The 15,870-nt window shown below is 32.4% G+C and carries 14 protein-coding genes and 2 tRNA genes; 10 read left to right on the forward strand and 6 right to left on the reverse strand.

The features are described from left to right. Positions 1 to 127 precede the first annotated feature (127 nt). From ABD859_RS00665 to ABD859_RS00680, 4 genes are all read left to right on the forward strand, one after another. Positions 128 to 200: transfer RNA gene (locus ABD859_RS00665), tRNA-Phe, on the forward strand. A 6-nt stretch (positions 201 to 206) separates the two neighbouring features. Further along, positions 207 to 292, forward strand: a tRNA-Leu gene (locus tag ABD859_RS00670). Between the two features lie 153 nt (positions 293 to 445). After that, positions 446 to 898 carry a DUF1569 domain-containing protein gene (locus ABD859_RS00675; RefSeq protein ID WP_345138860.1) on the forward strand — a complete coding sequence of 151 codons (453 nt, stop codon included), beginning with the start codon at positions 446 to 448 and terminating at the stop codon, positions 896 to 898. 16 nt (positions 899 to 914) lie between these two features. Continuing rightward, positions 915 to 1,349 (forward strand): nuclear transport factor 2 family protein, encoded by a 435-nt coding sequence (locus ABD859_RS00680; protein ID WP_345138862.1) that lies wholly within the window; start codon positions 915 to 917, stop codon positions 1,347 to 1,349. Here ABD859_RS00680 and ABD859_RS00685 read toward each other — a convergent pair whose 3' ends face one another. Beyond that, on the reverse strand, positions 1,350 to 2,000 hold the full coding sequence (locus tag ABD859_RS00685) for an endonuclease III domain-containing protein (RefSeq protein WP_345138864.1): 651 nt from the start codon (positions 1,998 to 2,000) through the stop codon (positions 1,350 to 1,352). 44 nt (positions 2,001 to 2,044) lie between these two features. Next, positions 2,045 to 2,911, reverse strand: a complete 867-nt coding sequence (locus tag ABD859_RS00690) for an alpha/beta hydrolase (RefSeq protein WP_345138866.1) — start codon at positions 2,909 to 2,911, stop codon at positions 2,045 to 2,047. A 115-nt stretch (positions 2,912 to 3,026) separates the two neighbouring features. Between ABD859_RS00690 and ABD859_RS00695 the strand changes: the two genes are divergently transcribed. The 6 genes from ABD859_RS00695 (at position 3,027) to ABD859_RS00720 (ending at position 12,654) form a co-directional block, all read left to right on the forward strand. Then, positions 3,027 to 4,454: a glycogen synthase gene (locus ABD859_RS00695; RefSeq protein WP_345138868.1), complete on the forward strand. Its 1,428-nt coding sequence runs from the start codon at positions 3,027 to 3,029 to the stop codon at positions 4,452 to 4,454. Continuing rightward, on the forward strand, positions 4,444 to 5,724 hold the full coding sequence (locus ABD859_RS00700) for a glucose-1-phosphate adenylyltransferase (RefSeq protein ID WP_345138870.1): 1,281 nt from the start codon (positions 4,444 to 4,446) through the stop codon (positions 5,722 to 5,724). The genes ABD859_RS00695 and ABD859_RS00700 overlap by 11 nt, the downstream gene beginning before the upstream one ends. 52 nt (positions 5,725 to 5,776) lie before the next feature. Further along, positions 5,777 to 7,681, forward strand: coding sequence for a 1,4-alpha-glucan branching protein GlgB (glgB, locus tag ABD859_RS00705; RefSeq protein ID WP_345138872.1), 1,905 nt, complete (start codon positions 5,777 to 5,779; stop codon positions 7,679 to 7,681). A gap of 203 nt (positions 7,682 to 7,884) precedes the next feature. After that, positions 7,885 to 10,284 carry a glycoside hydrolase family 31 protein gene (locus ABD859_RS00710; RefSeq protein ID WP_345138874.1) on the forward strand — a complete coding sequence of 800 codons (2,400 nt, stop codon included), beginning with the start codon at positions 7,885 to 7,887 and terminating at the stop codon, positions 10,282 to 10,284. Positions 10,285 to 10,367: 83 nt separating this feature from the next. Further along, a complete protein-coding gene (locus ABD859_RS00715; protein WP_345138876.1) occupies positions 10,368 to 11,177 on the forward strand; it encodes a M48 family metallopeptidase in 810 nt (269 codons plus the stop codon). Between the two features lie 151 nt (positions 11,178 to 11,328). After that, positions 11,329 to 12,654, forward strand: a complete 1,326-nt coding sequence (locus tag ABD859_RS00720) for an MFS transporter (RefSeq protein WP_345138878.1) — start codon at positions 11,329 to 11,331, stop codon at positions 12,652 to 12,654. A gap of 94 nt (positions 12,655 to 12,748) precedes the next feature. On the opposite strand, the gene ABD859_RS00725 is transcribed toward ABD859_RS00720, so the two are convergent. The 4 genes from ABD859_RS00725 to ABD859_RS00740 all read right to left on the reverse strand — a co-directional run bounded on the left by ABD859_RS00725 (position 12,749) and on the right by ABD859_RS00740 (position 15,708). Continuing rightward, complete coding sequence (locus ABD859_RS00725; protein ID WP_345138880.1) at positions 12,749 to 13,471, reverse strand: head GIN domain-containing protein; 723 nt, start codon at positions 13,469 to 13,471, stop codon at positions 12,749 to 12,751. Between the two features lie 20 nt (positions 13,472 to 13,491). Further along, positions 13,492 to 14,550, reverse strand: coding sequence for a DUF4097 family beta strand repeat-containing protein (locus tag ABD859_RS00730; RefSeq protein ID WP_345138881.1), 1,059 nt, complete (start codon positions 14,548 to 14,550; stop codon positions 13,492 to 13,494). Further along, on the reverse strand, positions 14,534 to 15,070 hold the full coding sequence (locus ABD859_RS00735) for an anti-sigma factor (RefSeq protein ID WP_345138883.1): 537 nt from the start codon (positions 15,068 to 15,070) through the stop codon (positions 14,534 to 14,536). Before ABD859_RS00735 ends, ABD859_RS00730 begins: the two co-directional genes overlap by 17 nt. Before the next feature lie 71 nt (positions 15,071 to 15,141). Further along, positions 15,142 to 15,708: an RNA polymerase sigma factor gene (locus ABD859_RS00740; RefSeq protein WP_345138885.1), complete on the reverse strand. Its 567-nt coding sequence runs from the start codon at positions 15,706 to 15,708 to the stop codon at positions 15,142 to 15,144. Positions 15,709 to 15,870: the final 162 nt, after the last annotated feature.

Below are 15,870 nucleotides of genomic sequence, written 5' to 3' on the forward strand. Positions count from 1 at the left end.
GAAGTTAAGCCCGCCTGCGCAGATGGTACTGCAGTATTGTGGGAGAGTATGTCGTCGCCTTTCTTTTTAAAAACCCTGTTTTATTTAACGGGGTTTTTTATTCTAACTTTTACTTTTAAAGTAAAAAGGTACCTTAGCTCAGATGGTAGAGCAATGGACTGAAAATCCATGTGTCCCTGGTTCGATCCCTGGAGGTACCACATAATGCTCGGATGGTGAAATTGGTAGACACGCTGGACTTAAAATCCAGTGAACAGCAATGTTCGTGCGGGTTCAAGTCCCGCTCTGAGTACTAAAAACTTCAATTGGCTTTTGCTGATTGAAGTTTTTTTTTGGAATAAACTGAACTTTTTTCTTTTTAGTAATGTAAAATTGTATTTATTAAAATAATTTTGAAGCAAATTTTATATTTTTACCTTATTGTGTCATTTATATTATTTCGATTATGCAAAATGTTTTTAAAAGAGAGGATTGTGACGAATTTATAAAACGTATTAATCAGTTGAAAAATGATTCTCAGCCAGTTTGGGGCAAAATGTCTGTTGATCAAATGCTGGCTCATTGTAATGTGACATATGAAATGGCATATGATAACATTCATGCAAAACCAAATGTTTTTGTGAGATTTCTTCTAAAAGCATTAGCTAAAAAAGCTGTTGTTGGCGATACTCCGTATGCTAAAAATATCAAAACAGCTCCACAATTTATTATAAAAGGAGATAAAAATTTTGATCTTGAGAAAAATAGACTCATTAACTATATTGATAAAACGCAGAGCTTGGGAGAGAATGAATTTGAGGGTAAAGAATCTCTTTCATTTGGCAAATTAACTTCTAAAGAATGGAATAATATGTTTGCTAAACATTTAGATCATCATTTAACACAATTTGGAGTTTAATTAAAAGATTTTGGATATGAGAATATATATTATTTTATGTTTAGCTTTTTTATCACTAACAGCTCATGCACAAAAACAAGAAGTTCAAAAAAGTATTGAAATTTTTTTTGAAGGATTTCATCAAAGAGATTCAGTAAAAATAAAATCAGTTTGTTCTGATAAGATTATCCTGCAATCAATCAACGAGAATTCTGTAAAAGGAAATAAATTAAACGGAGAAAGCGCTGGAGAATTTTATAAATCTATCGTCTCAATTCCTTCTACTTTAAAATTTCAGGAGAAAATATTGAGTTATAATATTCAAATTGATGGCTCAATGGCTCACGTTTGGGCACCATATGAATTTTATTTAAATGAAAAGCTCAGTCATTCGGGCGTGAATACTTTTACATTATTTAAAGAAAAGGATTCCTGGAAAATTATTTATTTAATTGACACAAGAAGAAAATAATTAGTTTTTAAGTATTTCTGTATTATAATATAAACAGATGTCCGTTAAAAGACATTCCGGACATTTAGGTTTAGGTCTGCATGTTTCGCGACCCAGAAATGAAATTGCCATTCCAATTTCACCCCAAATATTTTTAGGCAGTGCCTGCATCAAATCTTTTTCTACTTTGTTGCCATCTTTTGATTCTTTTATTATTCCAATTCGCGGTGCAACTCTTATCACATGTAAATCAGCTATAATTCCTTCGGCTGGCTGATTTGTTTCTCTTAAAATTACGTTTGCAGATTTTCTTCCAATACCTTTCAATGCGGTTAATCCTGACATAGTCAGAGGAATATTTTTATCTTCTTGAATGTCTTTTGCAATTTCCAAAAGCCAATTTGCTTTGGTTCCGTGATTTCGAACTTTGCTTATATAAGGTATAAAAGTTTCAGTATCAGTTTTCGATAGACTTTTAAGAGTAGGAAATTTTTCAAATAGTGCAGGTGCTATAGAATTAATATTTGCATCTGAATCTTGTGCAGACAAAACAACCATGACTAATAACTGATAAGTATTTTGGTAATCTAAAGGATGTTTTTTGTTTTTATACTTTTTTAAAATGGGTTTTAATTTAGTTTCCCAATCTGATGTTTCTCCAAATAAATCCATTTTTATTCTCTTTATTGTTAATATTGAAATTGTTACTTATAAAGTTAATTGATTTTAATGAATTCAAGAATCTTTTTTATAACATTTTGATTTCCAAGTATTTTTCTGTGGCCCAATCCATCAGTTAAAAATAAGAAACCATTTATGAGATTTTGATGAATATGTTTTCCAGCTTTAACGGATACCTCGGGATCATCGTTATCATGGATAACTAAAACTGGTATTTCAATTTTCTGCGCAGCCTTGTAAGCTGAAAAATCATCCATTTTTAATTGGTACTTATCTTCAAAATATAGGCGTAAACGATCACTAAATTCATTTTTCAGCTTTAGCTTTGAAATAAATTCATCAAGAATATCCTGAACAATATCTCCGCTGCCTATTATAATGGCTTTATTAACGTTTAAGCCGTCTTTAACAGCATTTAAAACTGACATTCCGCCCAGAGAATGACCAATTGCAATTTCAAAAGGGCCAAATTGTTTTTCAATTTCTAATATTGAAGCAATAAATTCAGACATTATTGTGGTTGTCCCTTCCGATTTTCCGTGAGCAGGAGCATCAAAACTAATAGTTGAATAACCGTTTTGAATAAGTTCTTCGGCAATCTTAAATAATTGAGTTCCACGTCCAGACCAGCCGTGTACTAATAATATTTTGCGCTCACTTTGGCCGTAGTGATATGTTACTATATCCTTATTGATAACGGGGACGGTAATTTTTTTTTGTGTGCTTTTGAGATCCATTTCGAACTCACGCTTAGGAACTTTATGTTTTATGGGCGTTGTAAATATTCTTGCAGCAAATTTTACAGCCAGTTTAATAGACACAAATGCGCAAATTTTCGCAGATATTATAATAATCTGTGGAATTTTTAATGATTTAGTAGGATTAGTTACCTTTTTTGCCATTTCGATAAAACGTATTTCAGAGCAGAAGTTTGCCTATTTTTTTGCTAAATTTAAAAAAGATAAAAGTAGCATATTAATGATTGTTTTATAAAAATAATCGCAAATTAATTCTGAAATGGAAATATTTCATATTAGTGCAGAATGTTATCCTATGGCTAAAGTTGGCGGTCTGGCCGATGTTGTAGGCGCATTACCAAAATATCAAACCAATGCAGGACACAACACAAGGGTTGTTGTTCCTTGTTACGATACCAAATTTAAAAATGAAAATATTTTTGAATGTGTGCATTGGGGAACTGTCAAACTTGGAAATTTTAATTTCCCTTTTAATGTTCTTAAAGAGTCTACAAACAAATTGGGATACGAATTGTATCTCATAGAAATTAATGAATTGTTTAATCGTCCTAATATATATGGATATGAGGATGATATCGAGAGATTTGTAGCTTTTCAAATTGCCGTTTTAGATTGGATTATTGCGCGAAATAAAGTTCCGGATGTTATAAACTGTCATGATCATCATACAGGATTAATTCCGTTTTTGCTTCAATTTGCTTATAAATATGAGAATTTAAAAGATGTAAAAACGGTTATCACCATTCATAACGGTTTGTATCAAGGTTGGTTTGGCTTTGATAAGTTATACTATCTTCCAGAGTTTGATTTAAAACATGTTGGCTTTTTAGAATGGAACAATTGCATTAATTCACTAGCTGTTGGAATTAAATGTGCTGATGCAGTAACTACAGTTTCTCCGAGTTATTTAAATGAAATTAATTATGCAGCAAACGGACTTGAAGGGTTATTTAATTCCGTTCGAAATAAATCAAAAGGCATTTTAAACGGAATTGATTTTGAAGTCTGGAATCCGTTAAAAGATTCAATGATAGCTGAAAATTATTCTATAAATGACTTTGAAGCTGGAAAACAAAAAAATAAAGAAAAATTATGCGAGCAGTTTGAACTTGATCCTTCAAAACCTTTATTTAGTTTTATTGGACGTTTGTTTGATGAAAAAGGAGGGGATTTACTGCCTCAGGCTACAGCTTTAGCATTATCTGAAAATTTTGAGAATTTAAATATCTTGATTCTGGGCTCAGGAAAGCCTGAAATTGAATCACAATTAATACAGCTTCGTACTGATTACAAAGGAAATTATAACGTATTTATAGGTTATAATGAAGATTTGGCACATCTAATTTATGCTGGTTCTGATTACATTTTAATGCCTTCTAGAGTGGAGCCATGCGGATTAAACCAGATGTATGCTATGCGTTATGGAACTATTCCTGTGGTAAGAAGGACAGGAGGTTTAAGAGATACTGTTATTGATTTTGGTGATGATGGAAACGGAATCTGTCATGATCAGGCTTCAGTAGGCGATATTTGCTATTCTATAAATCGTGGTTTAAAGCTGTTTGCCGATAAAATAAATTTCAATAAAGTAGTCCAAAGAGGAATGACTGCAGATCATTCCTGGGAGCGAGTATGCCAAGAATATATCGAAATATACAACCTAATAATTGAGAAAAATGAAATTTAAAAAGAAAAATGTAGTTGCTATTATTTTAGGAGGAGGACAGGGATCACGTTTATTCCCATTAACAGAAACAAGGTCAAAACCGGCGGTTCCTATTGGTGGAAAATACCGTTTGGTAGACATTCCAATTTCTAATTGTATCAATTCTGATATTTTTAAAATATTTGTTTTAACACAATTTAATTCGGCGTCTTTAAATGCTCATATTAAGAATACTTTTAATTTTAGTATTTTCAGCCAGTCATTTGTAGATATTCTGGCAGCAGAACAAACTCCAGATAATCCAACTTGGTTTCAAGGTACTGCAGATGCTGTAAGACAATGTATGTCGCACTTTTTAAAACACGATTTTGATCACGCTTTAATTCTTTCGGGCGATCAATTGTATCAAATGGATTTTAACGAAATGCTGGAAGCGCATATAGCTGCCGATGCCGAAATTTCTATAGCCACATTACCGGTTAATGCTAAAGATGCTCCAGAATTCGGGATTTTAAAAACCAATCACGAGAGTGTCATTGAGGCCTTTATTGAAAAACCAGACGCATCTTTACTGCCGGAATGGGAATCTGATGTGAGCGAACAAATGAAGGAAAAAGGTAAAAAATATCTTGCCTCAATGGGGATTTATATTTTTAATAAATCATTACTTGAGGAATTAATGTCAAACCCTGAAACAAAAGATTTTGGAAAAGAAATTATTCCGCAGGCTGTTGGAAAACACAAAATTGTAAGTTATCAATATGAAGGTTACTGGACAGATATTGGAAATATTGAATCCTTTTTTGAAGCCAATATAGGTTTAACTGCTGATATACCAGAGTTTAATTTGTTTGATAATGAAAATAAAATTTTCACAAGACCAAGATTACTTCCTCCTTCAAAATTTAGAAACTCAATTATTAACCAATCTTTGATTTCCGAAGGATGTATTATTAATGCTAAAGAAATAAAAAGTTCTGTTATTGGAATCCGTTCCAGAATAGGCGAAGGAACAGTTTTGGAAAACTGCTATGTTATGGGTAACGATTTTTATCAGGATCTTGATGAATTGAACCATGAAAGCAGTATTAATAAAATTCACGTAGGAATTGGTGAAAACTGTTTTATTAAAAATGCTTTAATTGATAAAAATGTGCGAATTGGAAACAATGTCCATATTAGCGGCGGAAAGCATCTTGATAATTTTACTAATGAATTATACAGCATTAAAGATGGAATTGTCGTTATTAAAAAAGGTGTTACGCTTTCAGATAACTTTAGAATAGAATAATTTTTGAAAAAAATTTAATATAAAAATTCCAATATTGCCTTAAAAACCAAATATGAATAAAGTAATTGCACATTCTCTTTTTACCGATTTTGATATAGATTTATTTAAAGCCGGAAAACACTTCAGATTATATGAAAAATTAGGAGCACATTTAATTGAAGTAAATGGAGTAAAAGGTGTTTATTTTGCGGTTTGGGCGCCTACAGCAAAATCGGTTTCGGTTGTTGGTGATTTTAATTACTGGACACATAAAGAACATAACTTAAATGTACGCTGGGATTCTTCGGGAATTTGGGAAGGATTTATTCCGGATATTTCAAAAGGTTCTCTATATAAGTATAAAATTGAATCCAGCATAAATGGTGTCATTACAGAAAAAGCAGATCCTTTTGCTTTATACTGTGAAAAACCGCCTCATACAGCTTCTGTAGTCTGGGATTTAGATTACAACTGGAAAGATGAAAACTGGATGCAGCATCGTGAGCAATATAATGCTCTGGATAAACCGTATTCAGTTTACGAAGTGCATTTAGGTTCATGGAGAAGAGGCGATCATAACAAATTTTTAAGTTATTTAGATTTGGCCGATGAATTGGTAAAATATATAAAAGAAACCGGTTTTACACATGTTGAGTTCATGCCGGTTATGGAATATCCGTATGATCCATCCTGGGGATATCAATTAACAGGATATTTTGCACCCACTTCTCGTTTTGGCAAACCACAGGATTTTATGCTTCTGGTAGATAAACTGCATCAGGAAGGAATTGGTGTAATTCTGGATTGGGTTCCGTCGCATTTTCCTGATGATGCTCACGGTCTGGGTTTTTTCGACGGTTCGCATTTATATGAACATCCAGATAGAAGAAAAGGTTATCATCCGGATTGGAAAAGTTTAGTTTTTAATTATGGAAGAAATGAAGTACGTGCTTTTTTAATCAGCAATGCGGTATTTTGGCTTCAAAATTATCATATTGACGGATTAAGAGTCGATGCTGTAGCTTCAATGTTATACCTTGATTATTCAAGAAAAGATGGTGAGTGGGAAGCTAATATTTTTGGCGGAAGAGAAAATCTTGACAGTATAAGTTTTCTTAAAGAATTTAATGAAGTAATTTATTCTAATTTTAATGGAATTCAAACCATTGCAGAAGAAAGCACATCGTTTCCTATGGTTTCAAGACCAACTTCTATAGGAGGCTTAGGTTTTGGAATGAAATGGATGATGGGCTGGATGCACGATACTTTAAAATATTTTCAAAAAGAAACGGTTTATAGAAAATATCATCAAAATGAACTGACATTTTCGATGACATATGCTTTTACAGAGAATTTCATGCTTCCGTTTTCGCATGACGAAGTGGTTTATGGTAAAAAATCACTTATTTACAAAATGCCTGGCGACGAATGGCAGCGTTTTGCCAATTTGAGATTATTGTATGGCTATATGTTTACGCATCCGGGAACAAAACTTTTATTTATGGGAGCTGAATTTGGACAAACATCTGAATGGAATTTTGAACAAAGTCTAGACTGGCATTTACTGCAATATGATTTTCATTCAGGAATAAAACAATTAATTACAGATCTTAATCAATTATATAAGTCGCAGCCGGCTTTGTATGAAAAACAATTTTCTGGAGAAGGATTTGAATGGATTAACTATTCTGATCACCAAAACGCAGTTATGTCATACATTCGAAAAGGAAATAATCCTGACCAAGATGTTATTGTAGTATGCAATTTTACACAAGTAGTTCGTGAAAAATATAGAATTGGAATTCCTAAAAAAGGGAAATTACAAGAAATTTTTAATAGTGATGCTTCAGTTTATGGCGGAAGCGGTGTAGGAAATTCTAATACATTAAAAATAGAATCTACACCTTATGACGGCAGAGAATTTTCTATAGAACTTATTTTACCGCCATTAAGTGTAACAGTATATTCTTTCGCTTAGAAAAAATCTTACAATCATTTTTAGAAGTATTATTTTGTCATTTTATCGTTCTTAAATTATCGATTTTTCGATTTTTAGAACGATAATTTAATTCTAAGCCAGAAAAAACGTTTTCGTTAATAAACCTTTTATTCATAGGGCTTTACTAACTTTTTTTGTATGTTTGAAATAGCGATTATTGTTATAATTAATTCATTGGCGATATGATTACAAACACATCATTAGAGTACAAAGGCGATTTATATCCTTCCAAAATTGTGTCTTACGAACACGAAGGCGATTCGGTTTTTTTTAATACAGATAACAAAGTTATTTTAAAAGTCACAATTCTTAGAGACAGTTTAATTCGATTTCGCTTTACAACAAAAGGCTATTTTAGCAATGATTTTTCATACGCTATTGATAAAACGCAGCTGCATGGTTATAATTTTCTGGAAGTTACAGAAGAAGAAACTTTTTTTCAAATCAGGACCAGTAAAGTAAAATGCAAAATTCAAAAAGCAGATCTTCGTCTGGCAGTTTACGATTTAAATGATTTCCTGATTCTTGAAGATGAACTTGGTTTTCACTGGGAAGAAAGCTATGAGTACGGCGGGAATATCGTAAAAATGAGTAAATTTTCTAAAGATGGAGAATGTTACTATGGTTTAGGAGATAAAGCAACCCAAATGAATTTAAAAGGCAAAAGAGTAGAAAATTTTGCCACAGATCAATATGCATATCAAAAAGATCAGGAACCATTATACAAAGTTGTTCCGTTTTATATTGGTCTTCATAATAAACAATCCTACGGTATTTTCTTTGACAATACTTTTAGAACTTTCTTTGATTTTTGTCAGGAAAGAAGAAACGTAACCAGTTTTTGGGCAGAAGGCGGAGAAATGAATTATTATTTTATTTACGGTCCGCAAATGCAGGATGTTGTTACAAATTATACTGATTTAACCGGAAAACCAGAATTACCGCCGCTTTGGGTTTTAGGATATCACCAATGTAAATGGAGTTATTATCCGGAAAGCAAAGTAAAAGAAATCACATCAAAATTCAGAGAACTTCAAATTCCGTGTGATGCCATTTATCTCGATATTGATTATATGGAAGGATTTCGATGTTTTACATGGAATAAAAACTACTTTCCAGATCCAAAAAAAATGGTGGCAGAATTAGCCGAAGACGGATTTAAAACGGTTGTAATTATCGATCCGGGAATTAAAATCGATAAAGATTACTGGGTTTATAAAGAAGCTCTCGAAAAAGATTATTTCTGCAAAAGAGCCGACGGTCCTTATATGAAAGGTAAAGTATGGCCGGGAGAATGTAATTTTCCTGATTATACAAATCCCGTAGTAAGAGAATGGTGGGCTGGTTTATTTAAAGAATTAGTTGCAGATATTGGTGTAAAAGGTGTTTGGAATGATATGAACGAACCTGCTGTTATGGAAGTTCCTAATAAAACTTTTCCAATGGATGTTCGTCATGTTTACGACGGAAATCCTTGCAGCCACAGAAAAGCGCATAATATTTATGGAACACAAATGGCAAGAGCAACTTATCATGGAGTAAAACGATTTGCGTATCCAAAACGTCCGTTTGTAATTACAAGATCGGCATATTCAGGTGCACAGCGTTATACATCGTCATGGACAGGAGATAATGTGGCAACTTGGGAACATTTATGGATTGCGAATATCCAAGTACAGCGAATGTCAATTTCAGGAATGGGATTTACAGGATCTGATATTGGCGGATTTGCAGAACAGCCAACTGGAGAATTGTACGCAAGATGGATTCAATTAGGTGTTTTTCATCCTTTCTGCAGAACGCATTCTTCCGGAGATCACGGAAATCAGGAGCCATGGGCTTTTGACGAAGAAGTAATTAATATTACCCGAAAATTTGTCAGCCTGCGTTATCAATTACTGCCTTATTTGTACACCATGTTCTGGCAATATATTGAAGAAGGAATCCCAATGCTAAAACCTCTTGTGTATTACGATCAGGATGATACGCAGACGCATTACAGAAACGATGAATTTATCTTTGGAAACCAAATTTTAGTATGCCCAATCCTTGAACCTAATGCTGTAGGCAGACGTATGTATATACCAAGAGGTGAGTGGTATAACTACTGGACCAATGAATTATTTATTGGTGGAAGAGAAATATGGATTGATACTAAATTTGATGAAATTCCTGTTTTTGTAAAAGCAGGCGCTGTTATACCAAAATATCCCGTGCAGCAATATGTTGGCGAATTAGAATTTGATGAATTAACTCTAGATATTTATTTCAAAAATGGAAAAGAACAGTCCGCAGTTTATGAAGACGCTCAGGATGGTTACGATTATAAAAAAGGACGTTACAGTTATTTATCTTTAAGAACAATTGGAAAAGAAAAAGAATTAATTGTTCAGCTTCACAAAGAAGGAAAATACGAAACACCATACAGCAAGTATAAAATCAATTTAATTGGATTGCCATTTAAGGTTTCGGAAATTGAAATTGACAACGAAAAAATTGATTTTGATAAAATAAATTTTGAAGAAAACAAATTCTTACTAATTGATAAAGAGTTTAGTGAACTTCATATTGTGGGAGAATAAATATAATTCTGATATTTTTTTGTTAAATTCTGTAAAAAATTAAATTTTAATAATTGTATTTTTGTTTGAAAATAGCACGAATTATGAAAAAATATTTGTTTTTAGGGATTTTCTGCAGTCTTGTTTTATCCTGTGCAACAAACCCAATTACAGGAAAACAAAACTTGAATTTTGTTTCAAATAGTGAATTGTTTCCAACTTCATTTCAGCAGTACAGTACTTTTTTGTCCGAGAATAAAGTTGTTACCGGAACATCAGATGCGAAACTTGTCGAAAATGTGGGTTATAAGATTAAATTAGCAGCCGAAAAATATTTAACCTATTTAGGACAATCACAGTATCTAAAAGATTATCGTTGGGAATATAAATTGGTTGAGAATAAAGAGGTTAATGCTTGGTGTCTGCCAGGAGGAAAAATTGTCGTTTATTCTGGAATTCTTCCTGTAACTCAAAATGAATCTGGTCTGGCAACGGTAATGGGACACGAAGTTTCGCACGCATTAGCAAACCATGGTGCACAAAGAATGAGTGCGGCACAGCTGCAACAAATTGGAGGAGCGGTTCTGGATGCTGCAACAAGCAGTAAATCAGCACAAACGCAGGCGATATTTTCTCAGGCTTACGGAATGGGAACAGAAGTGGGAGTAATGCTGCCATTTAGTCGCAGCAACGAAACGGAAGCTGATAAAATTGGCTTGACCTTAATGGCAATTGCAGGCTATAATCCAGAAGATGCAGTATCATTTTGGAGCAGAATGGCTGCTAAATCAGGCGGGTCCGGAACACCTGAATTCATGAGTACTCACCCTTCAGACGCTACCAGAATTGCTAATATAAAAGCTTTAATTCCTGAAGCTAAGGCAATCGCACTTAAAGTGGGAACTATAAAATAAGACTACATTAAAAGATTTAAAAGCTATTCATTTTTGAATAGCTTTTTTGTTTTGAAGAAGTTTATAATTTAATAATGTAGCAATTAAATAATTTCTGTTTGATTATCATAAAAAATAGATAAATTCGTAGCCTGTTAACAAAATCATTTCTATGAAAAACCTACAAAAAGGAGATAAGAAACTTTTAAATGCCTGGGCATTTTACGATTGGGCAAATTCAGTTTACACACTGACTATTGCATCGGCAGTATTTCCAATTTTTTATGAAGCTTTATTCAGCGACCGCGATCATTATATAGATGTTTTTGGAATGCATCTTAAAAACTCGGCATTAATAAGTTTTATTACCGCTTTTGCTTTTATGGTAGTTTCGTTTATTTCTCCATTACTTTCTGGAATTGCTGATTATGTTGGAAACAAAAAATCCTTTATGAAGTTTTTCTGCTATGTGGGAGCTTTGTCCTGCATGGGATTATACTGGTTTGATTTAGATAATATTTACGTTGGACTACTGTTTTATTTCCTTGGATTATTAGGTTATTGGGGAAGTTTGGTTTTTTATAATTCTTATCTTCCGGATATTGCATTTGAAGAGCAGCAGGATAGAATTAGTGCCAAAGGATATTCTTTAGGATATATAGGAAGCGTCATTTTACTTATTATCAATTTAGCCATGATTATGAAACCAAAACTTTTTGGAATTTCAGGAACAGATGGTGAAGCTGCTATGAAAGCAATGCGCTATTCGTTTGTAATGGTGGGAGTTTGGTGGATTTTATTCAGCCAGTATACGTATTACTATTTACCAAAAGGGAGCAAGGAAACTGGACAAAAACTGACAAAATCTGTTGTCTTTAATGGTTTTAAAGAACTAAAAAAGGTTTGGGCTTTATTAAAAGAGAATATTCCTTTAAAACGTTATTTAGGAGGTTTTTTTGTTTCAAGTATGGCTGTACAAACTGTAATGCTTGTAGCAACTTATTTTGGTGCACAGGAAATTCAATGGGAAACTAAAGAACAAAGTACAATTGGATTAATTGTTTGTATTTTAATAATTCAATTAGTCGCAGTCGTTGGTGCTGTTTTAACTTCAAGAGCTTCAGAAAAATTTGGCAACGTTCCAACTTTAATTTTTATAAATGCAATTTGGGCTGTATTTTGTGCACTTGCATTTTTTATTACACTGCCAATGCATTTTTATGTTATGGCTACAGTTGCCGGATTTGTAATGGGAGGAATTCAGGCATTATCTCGTTCCACATATTCAAAATTATTACCTGAAACAGAAGATACTGCATCGTTCTTTAGTTTTTATGATGTAGCAGAAAAAATAGGAATTGTAATAGGAATGTGTGTTTATGGAATTATCGATCAAATTACAGGAAGTCCTCGTGCTGCTATTGTAATTCTGGGAATTTTCTTCGTTACCGCTATTTTCCTTTTAAGAAGAGTACATAAAAAAGACGTTTCAAATTAATAGAAACGTCTTTCTTAACAACCAATATCACGAATTGCACGAAATTATTTGATTGATGATAGTTTTTGTAATTCGTGATATTTTATTTAAATAATCAACCTTTATAAATTTGTCCTGAACCAGAAACCTTTACATCTCGTTTTTCAGGGTTTCCTAAATATTTAATATTCCCAGAACCAGAAACTCTTCCGGTTAAACTTCCCTCGCAGTTTACTATATTATTCCCAGAACCAGAAACAGTAATATCTGCTGCTTTTGATTTTAAATTAGAAGCATTTACATTTCCAGAACCCGATGTTTTACTCGTGAAAGAATCTGTTTTTCCTTTTAAAACAATACCTCCGGAACCGCTTAAAGCAAGATCAAAATTTCTAGAATCAACATCTAAATCAAAATTTCCTGATCCTGATAATTTAGCAGAAAAAGCATCGCTGTTGATTTTATTTTTAGTTCGAACATCGCCTGAACCCGATAAAGTAACAGCCGAAATTTTTTCAAATGGAACTGTTATTTCAATTTTTTTACCTGAACTTGTACGAATTTGAATGCCTTTTTCAACATACACTTTTAATTCATTTCCTTCAACTTCAACTTTAATTGAAGACAGTAAATTTTCTTCTCCTTTAATACTAATTTTTCCTTCTTTTCCAGAAACCAAATCTACATCAAAGGAACCTGAGATTCGTATACCGTCATAATCTCCGGTATTTCTGGTTTCAGTAATAATTTTGCCGTTTCCGTTTATTTTCTTTTGAGCATTAGAATTTGCTGTAATAAGAAATACGCTCAAGGCTAAAAGTAAAATTGACTTTTTCATTGTTTTGATTTTTTAGATGATTAATTTTTAACTAGTGAAACATTTCCATAAGTCGACGTAATATTGACTTTATTTTGTCCTTTTTTCTTATAGAAACCACTTATTCTTTTATTGTTGCTTTTTACTTCAGAAACCGAAATATCTAAAGAATTATCGTGTTTAATGTTTGTATATCTGCCGGAAATATCAAAATCAAAAGCATAATTAGGAGCATAGCCAATAGAAACATCTGTATATCCAGAATTAATCGTTACGTTTCCTGCTTTTTCATTCATGTTGTCAACACTAATTCTGCTGTAATTTGTATCAAAAGATAAGTTACTGGAGATTTCGCCAATATTTACCGTTAAATAATTTCCAGAACCATTTAAGGAGTTAATTTTTTGAAATTTAAAAGTGCCGTAGTTGCAGTTGTATTTAATGTTTTGACCGTCATTTAAATTTACGTCGGTATAATTTGCATCCAGATTTATATTTCCAGAATCATTAATTTTCAGGCCGGAATATCTGGCGTCAATGTTTCCACTTTGTATGTAATCTATAGTTGAGTTTTGGCAGTAAGCAATTTCAACCTGATTATTAGACCCGTTAAGTTTTCCTAAAGTTACTTTACCATATTTACAGTTTATATTTGTTGAAGCCTCGGCAACCGGAACAGAAATATTTCCGTACTTATTTACCAGTTTAATACCACCATTTTTAGGAATTTTGATTACATAGTTAATTTCGAAACTATTGTTGCTGCCTTTACTTTTTACACTCGAATTACCTATTGAGGTTACGGCGCTTACAAGGCTTTTAAGGGCTGTAATATTTATATCGATACTGTTTAGTTTTTCGTTTACCCAGTTTTCGTTAGGACCGTTAACTTTAATTACAATATCAAGATCTATTTTGTCTTCATCCCATGTATTTACAGTAATATTGCCATATTTGTTATCGATATCAATTCCTGCGTTAGAATTTACTATGTATGTTTTTTTAATTGTTTTTTGTTTTGAGATATAGCTGTCGTCATTTGAAAACCCTAAAAAAGGAATCAAAAGCAATAAGATTAATATGTTATAATGTTTTTTCATGAGTTGTGTTTTTTAGATTTTCGTTTTCTTCAATGCGCTGTAATACTGTCTGCAAAAATGAAATTCTCGTTTGCAGGTTGCTTATCATTGCGTAAATAATTTGTTTGTTTTCTCCGTTTTTCTGAACTTCTTTGATGATTTTTTCATAATCAGCATCAAAAACTTTCATTTGTTTTAAAGCGTCGTTAATGATTTGTTCATTTTCAGGAGAATTTTTTTCTTTTAGTTTAACCAGCTCATTTTCAATCAAAATATTAAAGATAGAATCCGTACGTTTGGTTTCTTTTGAGGCAAATTTAAATTCCTTAGGTTTCTCGTTATTATTGTAAAATAGAGATACACCCAGCAGCAGTGCTATAGAAGCAGCAATGGCCCAGCCGGCATAATTCTTTTTTCTTGGTGTTTTTTCGTTTAATTTATTTAAGAAATCAATTTGATGATCCGGATTCATCTCATGAATATCCCATTGATTTTCAAACTTGTTAAATAATTGATCTAATTCGTCATTTTCCTTTTTCATATATCCAAAATTTATTTTTTTAGAAGTGATATTGTTTTCTTTTTAATTGGCGTGTATTGTAACCAGCTTTTTTAGGTGGAGATTTCAATATCTTCTAATTTTTTTCGTAAACTTTCTTTTGCGCGGCTTAGAGTGGTTCTGCAGTTGGCATAGCTTATATTTAATATTTCGCAGATTTCTTCCTGATCGTAACCTTCAATGTAAAAGAGCGTTAAAACCATTCTGTAATTGTCTTTTAAGCCAGAAATAGTGTCTAAAACCTGTTTCACTTTTAGCGAATTCAGATCTATGCTTTCAGATAAAATAGAATCGTTTTCTTCAATTTTATAAAGCGTTTTATTCAGGTCTTCCATCTGGAAAGCATTGTTTTTTTTGTAAAAATCAATACTGGAATTAATAATGATTCTTTTAAGCCATGCCCCAAAAGCGACTTCCTGTTTGTAATCGTTAATTTTTGTAAAAGCTTTTAAAAAGCCCTCCTGCATGACGTCTTGTGCAAAATGCTCGTCTTTTACAATCCTGTAAGCCACGTTATACATAGCTTTACAATAACGATTGTAAACTTCGAATTGAGCCTTTTGGTTCTTACTTTTACAAAGTGCGATTAATTCTTCGATATTTTGATTAGTTATACTCAAGTAATTTTTGCTGGTTTATTATAATGACTTTGCTTTTTTTAAGATGTTACAGTTTGAATGAATTTTTTTTATTTTTTTTAAAATTAATGAAAATACCACTTGAGATTGTATTTGGCATAATGATTGTCTATTTTTACCACCTATCTTGTAAATGCAATACTT

Source organism: Flavobacterium ginsengiterrae (assembly GCF_039539785.1).
GTDB lineage: Bacteria > Bacteroidota > Bacteroidia > Flavobacteriales > Flavobacteriaceae > Flavobacterium > Flavobacterium ginsengiterrae.